A 19,322-nucleotide genomic window follows, 5' to 3' on the forward strand; every position below is an offset into this window, starting at 1 on the left:
AAAAAACAGTACTTCTAACCGAAGTGCTGTTTTTTTATTTCTTAACGTCAATGCGTTATCCATCAAGATTTATCACATGAAAAAAACCTGTCAGCATCTTCATGTTCAACAGAGGTTACCTTCTATTTCCTGTAAAATGCTCTGCCGACTCAGAAGAAAAAATCCGCACCATCATTTTTCCATTTCCAGCTTTCGCGCGAATGAGAACTGGTTGATTATATTTATTTTTGAAAGTAAAATCTGGCCCCCACCAGCTAACAGTTGCATCTCTTCCAGGGGGAACATACGGGACACTTCGGCTATGTGCATACCGTTCAACGATTTGAATGCCTTTTAAATCCACTGCGTTGAAGAGGGTTGATGATACTTGGCATATACCTCCTCCAATACCTTCAGATAATTCTCCTTTTACAATAACTGGCGCTCGCTTATAACCTCTATTAGTCGTTCTTTCACCTACTACCTCATTAAAAGAAAATACTTCTCCTGGGAAAATAACATGATTATTGATTGCTTCTGCAGCTAATGCAATATTATGAGACCTTTCCTTATTCCCCTTTTTAAAATAAGTTACATAGCTGCCTAATTGATTTGTTCGAATTTCTTCCAATAAAGCCTTATCAACACGAGGATAAATTGGCTGCGTTGGGACATGGAATCCTTTAGCATCGTGATTATAAAATGTTTCTCTAAATTGAATATGAAACTGGTCCTCATCTATCGTAAATCCCGGTTTTTCACTTATGATACGACCATCATCAGCTATCTTCGCATTCGTTGGCGCCTCATAGACCCTTTTCTTTAAATTGGTTAAGAGGGACGCTAACTTATCCTGATTAATAAATGGTGTATCGGTATAATCAAGAGAATATTGATCTACTTCTAATTTTTCAATATAAATCGGCTTCGTATCTTCCGTTTCCTCAGCAGACAGGTTATATGGCAAGAAAATGATTAGTAACACACAACATATTTTTATTAATTTCATTTAATGACCTCCCTCAATTAGTATGAGAAAGTCTAGGAGAAGTCATTCGAAGAATTAATTCTAGGAAGTAAAACGTTATTGTTTACCAATACAACCATGCTCTAGTACAAAACACCATAAAAAACCACCTCGTGTAAATACACAAGGTGGTTTTTTCCTTACCTAAAGTCTCTAGAGTCTTCCATATAATCACTTAATACTCTATAGCCAATTACCGAAGCTATTACAAAAAATATCCCGCACAATGTTTTATTTTTCATTTCCCAAATACCTCCTCATTTGATTTCCTTGTTCTTTTTAAAATGAGTGTCTTAAAACGGACGAAATTTTCCTTTTTTAAGGACTAATTTAGTACCGCCCATTAGGAATAGTGAACGATTATCTACTACCTTTTTCATTGCTGCAGCTGCTTTTCCTTGAAGTTTGTAATCATCGAATACATTACCAATTCCATCAGACATACCGAGTGAAGCTACTGTCCCTTTATCATTAAAAACAAAGTCAGTTAACGGCTGATTTGTAAGTAATGCGCTTAAGTTAGCAGCAACAACGTCTGCTTCCTGCATTGCCAATTGTCCAGTCGGCGGATATGGACGATCTGCTTTTTTGTTCCAAACCCAAGAGCAGTCCCCAATCACAAAAATATTTTCTTCTCCTTGCATACGTAAGTCACTATCAACATTAACTTTTCCTTTTGTTAATTCAAATCCTGATGCACCTAAGACAGAGCTTCCTTTAACTCCACCAGTCCATACTACTGTTCCAGCTTTAATTAGCTCTTTGTCATCACCAACAATAAATCCTTCTGGAGTACATTCAGAGATTGGGGCGCCAATACGAATCTCTACCCCGCGATCTTCAAGCGATTGTTTTGCATAAGCAACCAATTCCTTATCGAACATCGGCAAAATAGAAGGAGCAGCTTCTACATTAATAATGCTTACTTTGTTTCGATCAATATCGTATTTTTTACATAATTCAGGGATACGATCTGCGAGTTCTCCTACGAATTCAATTCCTGTAAAACCAGCACCACCAACTAGAATGTTTAAGCTATCATCATCAACATTCTCTTGCGAATTATATTTTGCAAATTGATATTCTATGTGTTCACTAATTAAACGGCTGGAATCAATATCTTCGATTGCAAAAGCATGTTCAGCCATTCCTTTAATTCCAAAGTCATTTGATTCAAAACCAAGTGCAACAACAAGGTAATCATATTCAATCTCACTATTTTCTAAAACTACCCGTTGTTCATCTTTATTAATTTTTGTTACTGCATCATATACGAGTCTTACCTTGTTTGGATTAATTACATCGCTAATCATTACTCGTGCTTGATTAGGATTAATCGTTCCAGCAGCTACTTCATGTAACCAAGTTGACTCGTAATGATAATTATGTTTATTTACTAATACAATTTCCGCTTGTTCCGGTGATAGCTTTTGTAAGAGACGCTTAGTTGTGGTTAAACCAGCATATCCTGCGCCCAGAACTACTATTTTTGGTTTGTTTAAACTCATAAAACTTCCACCTTCCTATACTTTACATTCATTTTTACAGGAAAAGCGCTCTTTCATATAAATCATGATATCAATATCTCATTCAGAATCGCTTATACCCATTTTTACAATATATTAATCATATCAAAATTTTTATATTTAGGCTAATAATCCAGTGACAATTTTCCTTCCAGCAGTTATTTTATCTCTTAAAGCAACCTTTTCACCCGCTGATGTTAAAATTTTACACTTGAAATAAAACGCTTTCATAAAAATATGCTATAATCATATATAGTTATGTAAATCAACAGAAAGGAAATTAAAGGTGGGAAAGATTCATGAGTCAAACAAAAATCCGCGTGATTAATAGCATGGGTGAGGAAGTTGCACATAACGGTATGGAATTAGGTGACATTATTGTAAAAGGCCACGGCACATTACAACATGCAACAAACCATTCTTCAATGGAAGACGGCTGGATCTATACGGGTGACAAAGGGATTATTGACGAACAGGGTAATATTCAAGTCAAAGAGCCCTATAAAGATATTCCTAATGATCAAGGAACTATTTCAACTGTAAAGCTGGAACAATTATTATCACAACACCAACAGATTAATGAGGCAGCGGTCGTGCCTATCCCCCATCAATCACTTGGTGAAATAGCACATGCTTTTGTTGTGTTACAACCAAATCAGTGTTTAACTGCTCAAGAGGTGATGGACTATTGTAGAAACAATATAGAAGAAGCTTATTGTCCACATTCTGTTTCATTTGTAGAAGAATTACCAAAAACTTCAAGCGGAAAAATATTAAAAGTTGAACTGCAAAAATGGATATAAGCAATCTGATTACCTAAAAAGATGGGATTGACAGTTTACAGTCATACTGGGATAATAGGATAGATAAAATGATACGGTTACCTTTAATTCAGTCCCGTGAGACTGCCAAGGTGAACAGATAAGAATCTGTTTGTAAAAGTAAGTCTATCTTTGCTATCTTACTTTTACGAAAGCACCCTGCCTCGCGTCCGCAGGGTGCTTTTTATTTGAACTTTGATAAACGGTAACTGTTGCTCATCTTTAAGGAGGAATCATCATGGCAAATTATAAAGAAATTCAAGTAGATGAACGATTGCCGATATTAAAAAGTCTACCATTAAGTATTCAGCACTTATTTGCGATGTTTGGATCAACCGTGTTAGTTCCTATACTATTCGGTGTAAACCCGGCAACAATTCTACTAATGAATGGTGTCGGTACATTAATTTATTTATTTATAACCAAAGGAAAAATTCCTGCTTATTTAGGATCTAGCTTCGCATTTATCTCTCCGGTAACAATTGTATTAGGAAATTATGCTGGCGGTGATGGGTATAGTTATGCATTAGGTGGTTTCTTCGCTGTAGGTGTGGTACTGAGTCTCGTTGCCCTTATCATCAAAATAGCAGGAACAAATTGGATCGATGTTATTTTCCCACCCGCAGCAATGGGGGCTATAGTAGCTGTCATTGGGCTTGAACTTGTGCCAACTGCTGCGGAAATGGCAGGGTGGATTGCACCTGCTGATGCAGCTGCAAATTGGACGGTAGATGCTGATACGGTCCTTGTATCGTTTTTAACTTTAGCAATTACTGTCATTTGTTGGGTTACTTTACGCGGTTTCTTAAAAATCATTCCAATCTTAATTGGCATCATTGCAGGCTATATTATTGCTTATTTTTTTGGACTTGTCGATTTTACCGCTGTCAAAGAAGCAAGCTGGTTCTCATTACCAGAATTCTATCAGATAAAATTTGACTGGTCTGCCATATTAGTCATCCTTCCTGCAGCACTAGTACTCGTACCTGAACATATTGGACATCTGTTTGTAACTGGAAATATTGTGAAAAAAGACCTAACAAAAGAACCTGGGCTGGATCGCTCTTTAGCAGGTAACGGTATTTCTACCATTATCTCAAGTTTTTTCGGATCTACACCAAATACTACTTATGGTGAAAATATCGGTGTGTTAGCTATTACAAAAGTGTATTCCACTTGGATTATTGGGATTGCAGCAATGATTGCAATTATATTATCTTTTGTCGGTAAGTTAGCGGCGTTGATTTCTTCCATTCCAACAGCTGTTATGGGTGGTATTTCCTTATTACTTTTTGGAATCATTGCTACCAGTGGACTACGGATGCTCGTAGAAGCCCGTATAGATTATGGTCGTTCCCAAAATCTAATCTTATCAAGTATTGTCTTAGTAATTGGCGTCAGTGGGGCAACCATCCAAATTGGTTCAGTTGCACTATCTGGAATGGGGCTTGCTACCATCGTGGCAATGATCCTTAGTATTTTATTTAAAATACTAGATGTATTACATTTAACAAATGAATAGTAAATACACAAGAGGGTGACCCGAAAACAATCTAGATAAAAAATTCTGTACGATTACCATCTAAGGATTGGATAGCATTATCGTAAATCATTCAAATGAAACAGGCCTGATTTCAGCGGGAATAGCACGTTGTTATATTTCATTCGGTAAGCGTTTTTTGCTTACGAGTTAGCTGTATCGCGTGACCGTGGAATGCATGGCCTATTTCACATAGAGAATTAAGACAGGTAATGAATAATTCGCATCCGAATTATTCATTTTTAGTTATGCCTCAGTCCATTAGTTTTAAGTCTCTTTGTAAGCGGATAAACGCCAACACTCTGAATGATCAAAGACAGTAATATTATGGCGAATAACAATGGTATGATTGGATTATTTTTATCTACAGCTGCTTCTAGCCCAAGAACCAGAGCTACAGACATTGTGCCTTTTATCCCAGCCCAGGTAATAATAGCAGCATCTTTTATAGATATGGTTCGCTTCCAATTTATGCGCAATTTAGTAATTAAAGTAATTACGACAAACCGGACCATTAATGTACATATAAAAATAATAATAGCCAGGGCCCATTCAGAAGCAGCAAGATAATTTGCGGTTTGTACACCAATAAGTAAAAAAATTAAAGATAAAATAGTTAGTTCAATGATCTCCCAAAAACCATCCAGTTGATCCTTAAAATGCACTTCTTTAATATTTCTCCCAAATTCATAGGAAAGCATCATACCGGCAGTCACAGTAGAAAGGACACCTGATACTCCGAGTAACTCCCCTAAGTAAAAACTACCATAAGCAACGATAATACTTAGCATTACTTGATATTGACGATGGTACGTGTAATGAATGGCCTTACTCATTAACCAACCAAAGCTTACGCCGATTGCTACGCCCCCCAACGAAACCAAAAGAAATTCATTAATAAAACCGCTAAAATCAAAGCTCGTCCCTTTTGTATACATACTTAACAGCACACTGAATACAACAATACTTGTTCCATCATTTAGCATGGATTCACCTTCGACAATTTCTGCGACCTGTTGGTCATCGGACGACTTTTTTAGGATCGTTACAACAGAAACAGGATCTGTCGGAGATAAGATAGCAGCAATCAGCAATGCCGCTGCCAATGATAAAGATATGAATAAATTTCCAATAACATAAATGAGAACAGCCAAGATTGCGATTGTCAAAAATAAACCAAATGTTCCTAACGTTCCAATAAGTATTTTGTTTCGTTTCAGGGCTTGAGTAGGGAACTGATAAGCAGATATGAATAACAAAGCCGGTAGAAAAACATGAAATAAAAGTTCCTTTGTTATCGTAATATTGTCAAAATAATGAAACATCGATAACAACAAACCAAACAATACTAAGATAACCGGAGCAGGAAAAAATTCTTGTTTTTTATCTACAGAAAAAACAAGATACCCTATGATTACTAACAATAAAATCTGGTGTACAGTCATTGGTCATCCTCTTTCCTTTTGAAAACTAACTATCCTATAAAATTACCCTAAAGACAGAATATCAAACGCAAGTGGAAATACAAAAAGCCGTAACATGTTATCCATGTAACGGCTTATTAAGTTATTAAACACGACAGTTTATCACTAGAAAATCAATAGAAAAGGATCGATTACTAATTCTTAGCCCTGACTATAGTACATAAAGAATCGGCAATTCTAATGCTTTGTTCTATTTTTCGGTAAGGGAAAGAGAAGGCTGATCAGAATAGAGATTTACTTTATTTAATTTTTCTCCTAAATAAGTTGCTAGCTCAAGCATTCCAAAAACACCGCTTTTTGCTTCAGCATCGCTATTATAGTTGGTATTTGTATTAATATCATAGGTATATATGGTTCCATGTTCGTCTTCAATAAATTCAATACCTGCTACTTGAATATGATTAGCAGCCAGTACCTCTTTATATTTTTCAATAATGGGGTGATGGAACCCTTGTCGAATTTGAAATTTTTCATTCTGCGCTTGTTGTTCCCCTGCCGGACAAAATAAATCTTCAATCGTGCAGGCATCTGCAGGACAGAGTTCAAACCCTTCAGATGTGTCAACCTTTACTGCATATACGAATTCTCCACCTACAAATTCGCAGCGGGTAATAGATGCTGATGGAGAGGGAATGTATTCTTGTATTAGCGTTACACCATCAACGGGTTCTTCAAATGTTTCACTTTCAATATATTGTTCTAATGCTGCTTTGCTATGAAACAGTTGTACGCCTAACCCTTTTCCAGCTCGATTGTGCTTGGTAATAAATGATCTCCCTTCGAATAATTCAGCTGCTTCTGATAATTGCGATTTCCCAACAGCAGCCACTGTTCTCGGCGTTCTCACTCCATATTTTTCCAATTCCAAATATTGTTGGACCTTACTTACTTCTAGCTGTAATGCTCGACTACCATTAATTACTGTTCTACCATGATACTCCAACCATGCTAACACTGCATTCGTCAATTCAGGAGCAAAACGATTCCCTCTTGTATGCGAAGAAGCACTCATTCGATTATAGAAAATTCCTTTAGGTGGTTCACTTAATAAATCGACCGTGCCATCATTCAGTAACCAGTCTTCATAAGGTAATCCCAATTCTTCTAATCTAGCAGTTAAATGGCTTGTCCATTCTGGATTTTCATGTAGGATATATATTTTACTCATTACATATCTTCCTTTATACCGTTGTTTGTTCTTTACGTAGTTGTTCGACTAAAGGCATAACTTGTTCAGAAAAACGTTTCATCTCTTCTAACTGCGGAGAGCATTGTAATAATAGCAAATCAACACCTGCCCTCTCATATTCGAGAATTCGTTCCGCTATTTGTTCTGGTGTTCCTATTAAATGTGGACGTAATCCTCGATTAGATACAGAATAATCCTTTAACTGAACAGCTTGTTCTAACTGTGATTTTGAAGTGAAATCTCCAAATCCACTATATCCACTTGTGTCTTTTACCATGGTGATTCGTTCTAATTCCGTAAGTGCTGCCGCTTCTGTTTCCCGACAAATTACATAAGCTGCCATTCCAAATGATCGAATCGGATCTTTATTTGCTTTCCTTCTACGTGATTTCATATCTTTAATTTTGTCAGCAACCTCTTCAACCGTGCCACCATGCATGACATAAGCATCACATAGTGTGGAAATTACCTGCTTACCCTTTTCAATTTCTCCCCCAGCGTATAACATGGGATTGGGGCGTTGCAGCGGCTTTGGTTCCAATTTTGTATCCTCAATTTGATAGTACCTTCCATGATAAGAAAAAGTGTCCTCTGTCCATAAACCTTTTAGTATATCGATAAATTCTGTTGTTCTTGCATACCGCTCATCATGTTCTGTAAAGTCTCCACCATACTGTTTAGCTTCTTCTTCCCACCAACCAGAGACAATATTAAGAGTAAATCGCCCATTGCTCATGCGATCGATATTTGCAGCCATTTTCGCAGTAACCGCTGGGTGGTGAAATACTGGACGCACAGCAGTCATAATTTCTATTTTATTCGTTACTGCTGCTAACCCAGCTGCAGTAGACCATGCTTCTAATGAATCTGCTTCTATTCCTTTTATATCATTTAAATAAAGTTCCGCAATTAGCGTTGTATCATATCCCCATTCCTCTGCCGCTTGAATAACTGTCTTCGCATATTCAAAGGTTGGCGGCATATGTTCATCATCTACATTACGTAACCATCCACCAAATATTGGTAACCAAAATCCATATTTCATTGACTCCACTCCCAGATGAATTTTTCCCAAAACAAAAAACTCTTTTCCGATAAGAAAAGAGTTTGAAATCTTGTTATTTCAGTTCTCTTCTTATCTTTCAAGTCACATGGACTTGATGGATTTGGCACAGTCTTTTTATAAATGGTTATAAAAACCTGTTGCCGAGGCTTCATGGGGCCATATCCCTCCACCTCTCTGGATAAGAACACAATATTTAATTCACTATATTAAGCCTATCGCAAATATGCTTATCTGTCAATTTTGATAACTCTTATCATTCGGAATGGATCATCATATCCAATAGTTGATTCTCCATTCGTTTTCCTTCTTCCTCATCTAATAAATTATTGAACATAATGGAAAATACAATTTTTTCTTTGTTCGCTTTTTCTGCATAACCGGATAAAGTACTAATGGTATATAAACTGCCTGTTTTGGCCTGAACCGGTAACCCATGCATACGGTGCTGTAAGGTACCACCAATGTCCCTTTCTGATTCCCCCGCAACTGGCAAGGCGTGAAAATAGGTTGAAAACCATTCCTTTTTTTGAATCACATATAGTAACCAGGAAATTTGGTTTGCTGGTATCAAATTCATATGAGATATTCCGGATCCGTCTCGCAACACAATCCTTTTGTCTCCATCCCAAAATTCACAAGTTGTTTTTCTAACACATTTAATCCTTTTTCCCAACTACCTTCCCCATACACCTGCTTGCCCATTTCCTTTATCAAGATTTCACCAATTGTATTGTTACTATGCTTCATAAATGGAACCATCAATTTCGATAAGGGGATAGAATAACAAAAATGCAATAACTTTGTATTGGTTGGTACTTTAGCTATCTCCCACCCTCCACTATAGGTAATATGATGTTTAGTTAATGCCTGTTTGAACAAATCAACAGCGTATCCTGTTGGTTCCCATACCGATACCCACTCTTTCAATCCTTCGTGCCTATCGGGAATCTCGCCTGTTATCGTAATTAAATTGCTTCCATGTTGACGCTCAAATATTATATTTTCTTTTTTATTCGTTTCTACGGTAACTGCCTTATTATCTATTTCAATATATGTAGACTCCGGTGAAGAGGTAATTATAGGATTTTCCCCCAGCTTATTTGGTCTAATCTCCACCTTAATTGTTCCAGCATGATAGTCACTGTCTGGAGAAGCTGTTAAGGCTGAAATTTGCGCACCGTAATAATACGTTTCATCACTCCAAATCATATCTGGCGAGAGACGAACTGAATCATACCAAGTATCATCCCCAATAACCTTCCCTGAAATATGCTGAATACCCATTGCTCTAAGTTTGGCAGCAAATCCAGCGAAGTCTTTCGGTAATAAAGTAGGATCCCCTTTTCCTATTAGGTATACATTTCCTACTAAGCATCCCCCTTTTATTATTCCATCTGTACGTATCTCTGTCGAAAAGCGATACGCTTCACCTAATACAGCCAGACTGGCTGCTGCTGTCAACAACTTCATATTGGAAGCTGGACGTAATCTAGTGTCTGCTTTATGTTCATAAATCGTTTCACCAGTATCTGCTCGTCGAATACTAACACCAACAATTGCTCCAGCCAGTTTTGGAGACTGTTTCAGATATGTATCAATAGACTTCTTCACCTAATCACCACCTCTCTTCCCAATACCCACGGTTCTCTGATGTGCCTCTTTTATATTCTCGTTTTGTCGTTCGCTTGGCACAATATCATAATCTATGTTTAAAAAGGGAATAGAAAACAGCCACATTTGATGTTTTGCTTTAAGCTTTCCTTCATTTGTTTCTTCCACTTCAAACGTCTCTTCAATTGGGAGCTTAAATAAGCCTTTTCCAACAATTAAATAGATACCAGAATCTGCTTGTTCATATTTCAATTTTTTACTAGATAATTGTAACTTTTCACCATATTGACTTAACTCTAAAATGCCAATCATAGCTGTCCCTGGTAAAGGTAATGCGATGTTCATATACGTTTGATCGTTATTTTGATGGGAAGAATAAAGTGCTACAAAGATAACTTCGTTTTTGATCTTCCTCACCCACGCTCTTACATTGGTTCTTCCATCCATACGATCATCAATCGAGTGAATAGCACCTGTCATTTCCTGTCTTCTACTTGACAAAGGCAGATTCAATTGTTTTATGATACGACTAATTTGTCTATATATTATCGCTAGCGGTTTAAACCAGTTTTTCCACCTTACTTCAGCAAATAGCTGATAGTTTTTCGTATTCTCATAGAAATCAATAATCATTTGTGATAATGTATCCAGTTGAATTTCATTCGCATACTGTTCCATACAGTCTACTAAACCATTATAAAATTGGTTATCTGTCTTCCCTTTGATTATTTCCTCACCTATGATCCCCTTCCCCTTTATCTTACTTCGTGGAAATGGTTTATTCCTTTGGTTTGAAAAAGGAGGAGCAATGATCCAACCAGCTGTACCAAAGCCAGCAAACACAATTGAATTAATTATACCGTGAAAAAGAATCATGAAATCTATCGATACCGAAAACCATCCGGAAAGATTTCCAACTGCGTACAACAGTGAAAATAGAATAGAGACACATAAAGCTCCGTTTGATATGCAGATCAACCATTTTTGGAGACTACTCTTAAACACTACCTTAAAAGATAAGTGAATTAATCCATATATAGCGATAATATACAGAATAACAGATAAGAACTCTATTTTGACAGAAAAGGTTATACCTAATGCCACTATCACCGGAGAAATGATAATCATACTACTTACCCATTTGTACATTTTGGATTTATAGAGTCTTCCTAACAACCCTACAGAGATAGGTAATATGCATGCAGCATAATGAAAATGGTTTACTGTTAACCATGTAATCATCGGAGAAAAGCCGGTATCTATTGTTGCTATATGCGCAACAAACCACATGCCGCCAATAAGGATATATATAAGTCCGATATCGATGATAAATTCCTCAAAATACGCAAATCCTCTTTGAAGAAAACGTTTTACCCCATATAACGCAATCATGACTGTAAATAATAAATACAGTATTGCTAGTATGGTATCCATTGAGGTTTCTTGTGAAAATTGTAAAATAAAGATCGAAATGGAAGCCATTATCCCTGCATAAGGAAAGTATGTAGAAATCCAACTTTCTTCCTGCCTCAAAACAATATGTAACATACAAGGAACGAAAAGCAATTGCGCAGCAGTTAGCAATAAAAAATACCAGGAATGATTCCCTGTTAAAGCAATTATTATAAATAAAATACTATTCGCGCCCGCAACTTTAAGAAACGTCATCTTCTACGAACTCCCCTTCGTATGAAAAAATGGTTCCGATTAAAGGATTCGTCACGTTAACCTGAATATAATATACCGCTTTTGTTTCCAAATATTTTTCCGTAACTGTAGCCAATCCTTGTACGATTTTTGGTAATGGTATTTCTAAAAACGGGAATATAAGACGCTGTTCTTTAGAATTAATTCGTAATCCCCCATCCTTTGTTACTGATAATAATAAATCAGAATAACATTTAGAAGGCTCACCTAAATAGTCCTGAATAAGCTTTTGTTCCAAGTCGAGATACATGGAGGCATTAAAATATCGCTTCTTATCATTAAAATAAAATACCCTTTCCCAATGCACCTGCTCCATTCCGTTATTCCCTATCGTTTGTGTATTTATAATTTTAAACGGAACGCTTTTTCCTGTTTCCGGAAAAAATAACTTATATTTCTGACTGAATAAGAACAATGGAAATAACCACTTTGACTTATTAGTAATGTATCTCATCACTCCTTTTCCTTTGAATTGATAGCTATCTTTAAACTCATACCGTTTTTGTAACATAGGGTGTAGATGATAAAAATCATTCCCTAAAATCTTTTTATAAATGGACATTTTTAACTCCTTCTTGCTTTCGTTTACAATTTTTTGCCGTGGGAATATTCTTGTAAATAGTGAGTCCCACAATAGAAATCACCAACAATGCCATATTAAACGTTATCGGATTAAACGGATGAAAAAGTTGGCTTGGTACTGTTAAGCTGGATACAATGGCGAATATTAAGAAAATGACAATCTGTATTCTATATAATAACCCTCTATTCTTGTAGCCCAACCACAACAACCCAATTATTACCTCTACCATTCCAGTGACTATAACTAGTACCGATGCTTCGTTTGCTTTTATCGAGAAAGTCATTTGCATCATTGATAATTCAGCTGGGTGTTGGTGTATTAACTTGGAAGTAAGCCCATGATAGATCCAAACAAAACTAAAAAAGTAGATGAATAACCAACTACTAAAAAGGCGGAAATATTGTGACGAGGGACTATCTCCTGTTTCCACCCATCGTTTTAAAACATCGAAACTTATGGCAGTTGCCCAACTTATTAACGGGCGAAAAATTAGGAAATCAAAGTATTTCCCTAACCATCCAAACCTTGTTTTATAGTTATATTTTTAAAAATAACGTAGCATTTTCTTGTGGTTTGTATTCCCAATACCCCCCTCCTTCTTTTATAATTGATAGGTTTTGGTCTGTACCAAATTGTAAGGAAGATACACTTGTCCTATCCTTTGTATGAACTTTTCCTATACTTTTCCCCCATCCTTCTATACAGAAGCCAAAACCAATTTTCGTTTTGTAGGAGAATTCTTGAGGCTGCTCCTCACTTTCCCTTGGTAAATAAGTAATGGATGAAAAACGAAGGTCCCACTGTTCATGCAAGTTAGGGTTTTGTGTTATTTCCCATAGCGTATTGATGTCTGACTGAATTGGTAATTCTACATAGATTGGTTTACGCTTCATAGCTTTACCTCCTATCCCCATTTCAATATAACATATTCTTCACCCTCAAAATGGTGGTTCCCATAATAAACGGTATACAGAATTTGATAGTAATTACCTATACATGTATAAATTTCCATTGTATAAATTAGTTCTATTTGCATATAATAAGAACAAATGTTCTTATTGAAGGTGAATAACTATGAATTATGCATCGTACCCACGTAACGATGTTCTATGTATTGATATGCGTTCGTTCTATGCAAGTGTCGAAGCAGTTAAATTAGGAAAGGATCCAATGCAGGTACTACTTGCAGTAGTAGGAGATCCGAATCGATCCGGAAGTATCGTACTGGCTGCTTCCCCAGCTTTAAAAAAGAAATATGGCATTAGTAATGTTAGTCGTTTCTTTGAACTACCAGATGATCCAGATATATATATTGTGCCAGCACATATGGCCGATTACTTATATGTGTCTGCCGAAATAACAAAATTAATTAATCAGTATGTACCTAAAGAAGCTATTCATCCATATTCAGTTGATGAAGTCTGGGTAACCGTGAATGGCTTGGAAAAGCTATTTGGTAATCGTTGGGAAGTAGCCAATCGTATAAAACAAGACATTCTAGAATGCTTTGGAATTACGAGCTCTATTGGCATTGGCGATAATAAATTTCTAGCTAAGGTTGTAATGGACCTCCATGCTAAAAAACAAGGTATTGCAGAATGCAAATACGAAGAAGTAGAAGAAAAATTATGGCCATTCCCAATAGAAGAAATATGGGGAATTGGAAATCGAATGAAGAAAAACCTAAATCGTATGGGAATTGTAACACTTGGACAACTGGCTCGCTACGATTTAGATCATTTAAAAAAACGATTTGGCGTTATGGGAGAACAACTTTATTGGCATGCTTGGGGCGTTGATTTAAGCCCTGTACTTGGGAATTTCGTAAAAACAGAACAGAAAGGTTTTGGCCATGGCATTTCCTTACTGCGTGATTACTCCAAACAAGAAACAGAAGTTTGTATCCTTGATTTATGTGAAGAAGTATGCCGGAGAGCTCGAACTGCTAACATGGCCGGAAGAACGATTCACTTAGGAATTGGTTATTCAAAAGCCACAGGAGGTGGGTTCTCCCGTTCACGGTCTATTCCACTTCCGACAAATGTGACTATGGATGTTTACCATGTTTGTATGGATTTATTTTTAAACTTTTATGATGGGATAAGCAGTATTCGACGTGCTTATGTTACATTAGATCATTTATACGAAAAGCAAGATACACAGCTTGATCTATTCGAGGATAGAGCTAAAAAGACTGATATTGGTTATACAATGGATTCGATTCGAGCCAAACATGGTACTACTTCCATTCTTCGGGCTGTGAGTTATACGGATGCTGGCATTACATTAGAAAGAAGTAAAAAAATCGGTGGACACTATGCTTAAATCATTCAAATCAGGATGGAATAGTAAGAAAACGAATCATCTAAAGGACCACAGCTAACTCGGCTAAGTAAAAATCGCTTAGCCGAGTGGATCATCACGACCCCGCTGTTCCAGTTGGAGCCTCCCTATTTGATTTATTATTCAAATACCCTTACCTCGACCTTAAATGAAATAATTCAGCCTATTCATTAACCGTTCGTGTTCGACTTAGCAGATACTAATTTGTTGACTTCCTGTAGTCCAGGCTGTCCATTTTCTACGATAAAACTGGCATAGGTTTCAATTGGAGCCCCTTTCCTTGTAATATAAGGGAGAACAAGATGGTCGGTACGCCATTGATCAGGTGTAACATGGCAGCGAACATACCCACGTTGAGCATTATATAGCTTCACATGCTCATTTGCCAGCCAAATTGGACCAAGATGATCCGTTTCTGAACCATCGCTGTCTGAAGCAATAGAGGTAACCACAAATTCAGAAGCAATGGTTTCTGAGCAAGGATTATTAAAGTCTTCCTTTAGATTTGCAGCGGCATGCCGATGTATATCACCAGAAAGCACAACTGGATTGGTAATCTGATACTCTTTGAAAGCGGAAAAAATTCGATCTCGACTGCAAACGAACCCGTCCCACATATCCATACTATATTCTTCTCCTATTCCAGGATCACGATCTACTTGAGCCATGACTACCTGCTGAGCAAGGACATTCCAAGTAGCATTAGAATGCTGTAAGTTATTCATTAGCCATTGTTCCTGTTCCTCTCCCAAGATAGTTCGTTCTGGATCTAAGCGTTCTTCCGCCTCTGGACCACTCACAATAACGGAAGAGCTATAATCATCACGATATTGACGAGTATCTAGCACATTAAATTCTGCTAAGTTGCCATACCTTAAATTGCGATACAGTCTCATATCCGGTCCCTCAGGAGCCGATATACTACGAAGTGGTAAGTTCTCATAGTGCGCCTGATAGGCATCGGCACGTTGGAGCAAGAACTGACGCTCAGAAGCTCCATATTGTGAATCTTCATCGGCATAATTGTTCTCCACCTCATGATCATCCCAAGTAATAATCCATGGAAATGCTGCATGGGCTGCTTGCAAATCAGGATCTGTTTTAAACAATGAGTAACGCAGTCGATATTGATCCAGTGTAACAACCTTTGTATTGTGAGCATTTGAAAGTTCAACAGGACGCATCAAATTAGAAGTATTAATGGCATATTCATAAATATAATCTCCTAGGAAAAATACAAAATCTAAATCCTCAGCAGCCATATGTTTGTATGCTGTGAAATAACCATGGTACCATGCCTGACAAGAAGCCATTGCGAATGAGAGTGAAGAAATATCAGCATCTGCTGCAGGTGCTGTTTTTGTTCTGCCAACAGGGCTGACGTAAGAACCAGTTTTAAAACGATAATAATAATATCGACTAGGTTCTAATCCCTCTAATTCAACATGAACCGAATGAGCAAGCTCCGGCAAAGCCACAGCAAACCCCTGCTTCACCACCAGTTGGAAATTTTGATCCTCTGCCACTTCCCATTCTACTGGTATTTGATAGTCAGGCATTCCACCACAGCTATTCTCAGCAAGTGGTTCTGGAGCAAGCCTTGTCCATAATACGACACCATCAGGGTGAGGATCCCCAGAAGCTACCCCCAACTGGAATGGGTTATTATTAAATACAGGTACTACAGAACGAATTAACTCATTACTTGCAGGCTTCAACCCTTTTTTAATAACCGTTTTTAGTGAACCTTTCATCCCTTTAGAAAAATTATTGTTCATCATGTTTCTCCTCCCTATCTTTTCATAGAATTGATTGCGAGCTTTACATATTAAATACTCGCTTACTATATAAAGGCAAATAAATAATTAAAATCACAACCCTTTGTTAAAAAGTTTTTCTTTTAATTTAGAACCAAACTTAATAACTTAGGGTTTTTAAAAAAAATTAAACATTAAAATTATGTAATAGACCTAGAAATGTCCCTCTATATTTTATATAATGATATAAGAACAAATGTTCTGTTTTGATGTGATTTTTTCAAGCTATGTGGGGAGGAGAATATAATGGAAAAGCTGAATACTTCCTATGGACAAGCAGCAGAACCAGAAATACAGCAATTCATTAATGACAATCAAGCTCTATTTAAGAACAAATTAATGCAATCCTTTCTAAAAACACAAGAGCATAGAGAGTTATTGAAGAGGGCCATTCTAACAAACACCACAAATGCCAAACGACAGCTCGATAATGCCTTTAAGGATCATCACGCAGAAATACGATTAATTAGCCAATTGTCCAATACGGTAAGAAGAGAAGCAATCCGCTACGATCAAAAAAGAAAACAAGATTGTAAAAGACAGCAAAGCATCTTAGATCAACCTATTACCCACGATCTGAATTCTGACATAACCAACGTAGAAATATGGGAAGATCCACGAATAAAGCCTTTGGATGAAACAATTGTTGAACGGGATAACAAATTAGAAAACAAAGTTGAAAATCCTGCACTATATCAAGCTATTTGTTCTCTAACAACAAAACAAAAACACATTATCGAAGCTGCATACGTATTTGAGATGACTGATACACAAATAGCAGCCAAAGACAATGTATCTCAACAGGCCGTTACAAAGACAAGAAATAACGTCTTAGCGAAGCTAAGAAGAAAATTACTCGAAGATAAGACGATGCTTTAAGCCTTCTCTGATCACTTTTCACTGTTTTATTTAAATAAACGTTTAAACGATAGGAGAGATAGCATGGCTAAATTGGTAGATCTAACAAAACAAGCCCAAAATTCAGATACAGCAGCCATTTCTATTATTTTGGAAAGGTTCGAACCAAAAATTAAAGCATCTTTACAACAAACACCGATACAAGAACAAGCTGATCTATATCAGGAGCTAAGAATAAAGTTAATTGAAATGGTACGGGAATTCGATTTTAATAAGACATACAATTTCACTGAATTTAAGCAGAAACAATCCGAATTCAAACACTAAAAACTAGGAAAAGCAGAAAGATCTCGACAGCTAGAACTCCTAGTGGTAGTGGTTGAATGGTTTCAATTAAAGAACAGTTACCGATCAAAATAGAAAGGTACCCTTCCATCTAGCTACCCTAGCTGGATGGAAGAGGATCATTTCTATGACTGGAGGGCGCGAACGCGAGAATCCTGGGAAAGACCCAGCGATTTGATACCCCTGTATGTTAGGTTTCACAATGAGTCCCCACCGTTCTCTCGCGGAAATCGGTTGTTCACGCCTAATCGTCCAGAGAAAAAAAGCTTGTAGAAAACACAGGAGTTTCTCTACAAGCCGTAATTATTCTTCCATCAGATGCTTAGTTTAATCATCATACCGTGCGGAAAAAGCTTAACTTCAAACGAAATTACCCAAAGATATTACTTATTAATTGTACATCTGCTTCAGATAGAGCAATCTCTGCTGCTCGCTTGTTACTAAGTACTTGCTCGGGACGTTTAGCACCAGGAATAATGATATCTACGGAAGGACGAGTAAAGTACCATGCGAGTACGATATGCACAACCTCTTCTCCATAAGCATCAGCTATTTCTTTGAGTTGAGCTACTTTTTGCAGATTTTCTAGAAACTTCTCCCCTTGAAAGTTCGGGTTTTGCGCACGTAAATCTGAAAACACTGTATTTTTATCATATTTCCCAGCCAATAAGCCTGATTCAAGTGGGAAATAAGGAATAAATGTAATATTTTCATTTTCTGTATATGGGAAGTAATGCTTTTCTGGATCGCGTTTAAGTAGATTATATTCTGCTTGTAAAACATCAACATATCCATCTTTATTTGCTTCCTGTAACTGCTCTGGAGTAAAATTGGAAACACCAATGGAGCGAATCTTTCCTTGATCTTTTAATTCTTTTAATGCACCTACTGCTTCATCTTTCGGGGTATCATTATCAGGAAAATGGATATAGAATAAATCAATATAATCGGTTTGTAGTCTACGTAAACTATCATCCACTGCCTGCTTTAGAAAAGCTGGAGAATTATCTATTAAGGTGTCCTTACCTGCAAATTTATGGGCACCCTTTGTAGCAAGAACAATATCATCTCGTTTATATTCCTTCATCACTTCACCAATTAGTTCTTCGGAACGCTCAGGCCCATAAATAAACGCTGTATCGAGCATATTTATCCCATTATCTAACGCAGTTCTAACAACATCTTTTCCCTGTTCTTCATCTAACATATTCGGATAAATATTATGACCACCTACAGCATTGGTACCTAATCCAATTGGATACACTGAAATATCAGATTTACCCAATTTCGTAAACTTTGCCATGTATAAAACCCCTTTTCCCTATATTTTCGCTAACATTACAAATGTACCACGAACAAAAAAAATGAAACATTATATAACTTGAAACATTTCATCAACATCAAAAAGCAATTCATGTAAAACATG

Annotated in this window: 16 protein-coding genes, 1 pseudogene and 1 riboswitch; of the genes and pseudogenes, 5 read left to right on the forward strand and 12 right to left on the reverse strand. The window is 36.8% G+C overall.

Annotated features, from left to right (window positions below; genetic code table 11):
- Positions 1–115 precede the first annotated feature (115 nt).
- Together M948_RS37975 and M948_RS37980 are read right to left on the reverse strand one after the other, a co-directional pair.
- Entirely contained in the window at positions 116–988 is an 873-nt protein-coding gene (locus M948_RS37975) for a VanW family protein (RefSeq protein ID WP_021291778.1), read from the reverse strand.
- 311 nt (positions 989–1,299) lie between these two features.
- Complete coding sequence (locus M948_RS37980) at positions 1,300–2,514, reverse strand: NAD(P)/FAD-dependent oxidoreductase (RefSeq protein ID WP_021291780.1); 1,215 nt, start codon at positions 2,512–2,514, stop codon at positions 1,300–1,302.
- A gap of 317 nt (positions 2,515–2,831) precedes the next feature.
- On the opposite strand from M948_RS37980, the gene M948_RS37985 reads away from it, so the two are divergent.
- Both M948_RS37985 and uraA read left to right on the forward strand, forming a co-directional pair.
- Positions 2,832–3,335, forward strand: a complete 504-nt coding sequence (locus tag M948_RS37985) for an AMP-binding enzyme (protein WP_021291781.1) — start codon at positions 2,832–2,834, stop codon at positions 3,333–3,335.
- Positions 3,336–3,591: 256 nt separating this feature from the next.
- A complete protein-coding gene (gene uraA / locus M948_RS37990; protein WP_021291782.1) occupies positions 3,592–4,875 on the forward strand; it encodes a uracil permease in 1,284 nt (427 codons plus the stop codon).
- Between the two features lie 260 nt (positions 4,876–5,135).
- On the opposite strand, the gene M948_RS37995 is transcribed toward uraA, so the two are convergent.
- The 8 genes and pseudogenes from M948_RS37995 to M948_RS43730 all read right to left on the reverse strand — a co-directional run bounded on the left by M948_RS37995 (position 5,136) and on the right by M948_RS43730 (position 13,426).
- Positions 5,136–6,338, reverse strand: coding sequence for a cation:proton antiporter (locus M948_RS37995; protein ID WP_021291783.1), 1,203 nt, complete (start codon positions 6,336–6,338; stop codon positions 5,136–5,138).
- A 229-nt stretch (positions 6,339–6,567) separates the two neighbouring features.
- Positions 6,568–7,545 (reverse strand): ATP-grasp domain-containing protein, encoded by a 978-nt coding sequence (locus M948_RS38000; protein WP_021291784.1) that lies wholly within the window; start codon positions 7,543–7,545, stop codon positions 6,568–6,570.
- Between the two features lie 13 nt (positions 7,546–7,558).
- Positions 7,559–8,611 carry an LLM class flavin-dependent oxidoreductase gene (locus M948_RS38005; RefSeq protein ID WP_021291785.1) on the reverse strand — a complete coding sequence of 351 codons (1,053 nt, stop codon included), beginning with the start codon at positions 8,609–8,611 and terminating at the stop codon, positions 7,559–7,561.
- Positions 8,612–8,698: 87 nt separating this feature from the next.
- A riboswitch (SAM riboswitch) is annotated at positions 8,699–8,817 on the reverse strand.
- 68 nt (positions 8,818–8,885) lie between these two features.
- Positions 8,886–10,243, reverse strand: a pseudogene (gene dacB, locus M948_RS38010) (D-alanyl-D-alanine carboxypeptidase/D-alanyl-D-alanine-endopeptidase).
- Positions 10,244–11,911 (reverse strand): YndJ family protein, encoded by a 1,668-nt coding sequence (locus M948_RS38015; RefSeq protein WP_021291787.1) that lies wholly within the window; start codon positions 11,909–11,911, stop codon positions 10,244–10,246.
- Positions 11,898–12,512, reverse strand: a complete 615-nt coding sequence (locus tag M948_RS38020) for a DUF4166 domain-containing protein (RefSeq protein WP_021291788.1) — start codon at positions 12,510–12,512, stop codon at positions 11,898–11,900. Before M948_RS38020 ends, M948_RS38015 begins: the two co-directional genes overlap by 14 nt.
- A complete protein-coding gene (locus M948_RS43725) occupies positions 12,499–12,963 on the reverse strand; it encodes a DoxX-like family protein (RefSeq protein WP_231378691.1) in 465 nt (154 codons plus the stop codon). The genes M948_RS38020 and M948_RS43725 overlap by 14 nt, the downstream gene beginning before the upstream one ends.
- 106 nt (positions 12,964–13,069) lie before the next feature.
- On the reverse strand, positions 13,070–13,426 hold the full coding sequence (locus M948_RS43730) for a hypothetical protein (RefSeq protein ID WP_231378692.1): 357 nt from the start codon (positions 13,424–13,426) through the stop codon (positions 13,070–13,072).
- Between the two features lie 181 nt (positions 13,427–13,607).
- Here M948_RS43730 and M948_RS38030 point away from each other — a divergent pair, with 181 nt between their 5' ends.
- On the forward strand, positions 13,608–14,858 hold the full coding sequence (locus tag M948_RS38030) for a DNA polymerase IV (RefSeq protein ID WP_021291789.1): 1,251 nt from the start codon (positions 13,608–13,610) through the stop codon (positions 14,856–14,858).
- Positions 14,859–15,046: 188 nt separating this feature from the next.
- On the opposite strand, the gene M948_RS38035 is transcribed toward M948_RS38030, so the two are convergent.
- Positions 15,047–16,657 carry an alkaline phosphatase D family protein gene (locus M948_RS38035; RefSeq protein ID WP_021291790.1) on the reverse strand — a complete coding sequence of 537 codons (1,611 nt, stop codon included), beginning with the start codon at positions 16,655–16,657 and terminating at the stop codon, positions 15,047–15,049.
- 282 nt (positions 16,658–16,939) lie between these two features.
- On the opposite strand from M948_RS38035, the gene M948_RS0122100 reads away from it, so the two are divergent.
- Both M948_RS0122100 and M948_RS38040 read left to right on the forward strand, forming a co-directional pair.
- Positions 16,940–17,572: a sigma-70 family RNA polymerase sigma factor gene (locus M948_RS0122100; protein ID WP_021291791.1), complete on the forward strand. Its 633-nt coding sequence runs from the start codon at positions 16,940–16,942 to the stop codon at positions 17,570–17,572.
- Between the two features lie 63 nt (positions 17,573–17,635).
- Complete coding sequence (locus tag M948_RS38040; RefSeq protein ID WP_021291792.1) at positions 17,636–17,878, forward strand: helix-turn-helix domain-containing protein; 243 nt, start codon at positions 17,636–17,638, stop codon at positions 17,876–17,878.
- Positions 17,879–18,266: 388 nt separating this feature from the next.
- On the opposite strand, the gene M948_RS38045 is transcribed toward M948_RS38040, so the two are convergent.
- Positions 18,267–19,199, reverse strand: coding sequence for an aldo/keto reductase (locus M948_RS38045; protein ID WP_021291793.1), 933 nt, complete (start codon positions 19,197–19,199; stop codon positions 18,267–18,269).
- Positions 19,200–19,322 lie beyond the last annotated feature (123 nt).

This window comes from Virgibacillus sp. CM-4 (assembly GCF_000445495.1).
In the GTDB taxonomy this organism is placed as follows: Bacteria; Bacillota; Bacilli; order Bacillales; family Amphibacillaceae; genus Virgibacillus; species Virgibacillus salexigens.

Coding starts and splice junctions, on each gene's coding strand:
- M948_RS38000 (WP_021291784.1), bottom strand. CDS start 7,545: ATGAGTAAAATATATATCCTACATGAAAATCCAGAATGGACAAGCCAT.
- M948_RS38015 (WP_021291787.1), bottom strand. CDS start 11,911: ATGACGTTTCTTAAAGTTGCGGGCGCGAATAGTATTTTATTTATAATA.
- M948_RS38030 (WP_021291789.1), top strand. CDS start 13,608: ATGAATTATGCATCGTACCCACGTAACGATGTTCTATGTATTGATATG.
- M948_RS37995 (WP_021291783.1), bottom strand. CDS start 6,338: ATGACTGTACACCAGATTTTATTGTTAGTAATCATAGGGTATCTTGTT.
- M948_RS38020 (WP_021291788.1), bottom strand. CDS start 12,512: ATGTCCATTTATAAAAAGATTTTAGGGAATGATTTTTATCATCTACAC.
- M948_RS38045 (WP_021291793.1), bottom strand. CDS start 19,199: ATGGCAAAGTTTACGAAATTGGGTAAATCTGATATTTCAGTGTATCCA.
- M948_RS37980 (WP_021291780.1), bottom strand. CDS start 2,514: ATGAGTTTAAACAAACCAAAAATAGTAGTTCTGGGCGCAGGATATGCT.
- M948_RS38005 (WP_021291785.1), bottom strand. CDS start 8,611: ATGAAATATGGATTTTGGTTACCAATATTTGGTGGATGGTTACGTAAT.
- M948_RS43730 (WP_231378692.1), bottom strand. CDS start 13,426: ATGAAGCGTAAACCAATCTATGTAGAATTACCAATTCAGTCAGACATC.
- M948_RS38035 (WP_021291790.1), bottom strand. CDS start 16,657: ATGATGAACAATAATTTTTCTAAAGGGATGAAAGGTTCACTAAAAACG.
- M948_RS37975 (WP_021291778.1), bottom strand. CDS start 988: ATGAAATTAATAAAAATATGTTGTGTGTTACTAATCATTTTCTTGCCA.
- M948_RS38040 (WP_021291792.1), top strand. CDS start 17,636: ATGGCTAAATTGGTAGATCTAACAAAACAAGCCCAAAATTCAGATACA.
- M948_RS0122100 (WP_021291791.1), top strand. CDS start 16,940: ATGGAAAAGCTGAATACTTCCTATGGACAAGCAGCAGAACCAGAAATA.
- M948_RS37985 (WP_021291781.1), top strand. CDS start 2,832: ATGAGTCAAACAAAAATCCGCGTGATTAATAGCATGGGTGAGGAAGTT.
- uraA (WP_021291782.1), top strand. CDS start 3,592: ATGGCAAATTATAAAGAAATTCAAGTAGATGAACGATTGCCGATATTA.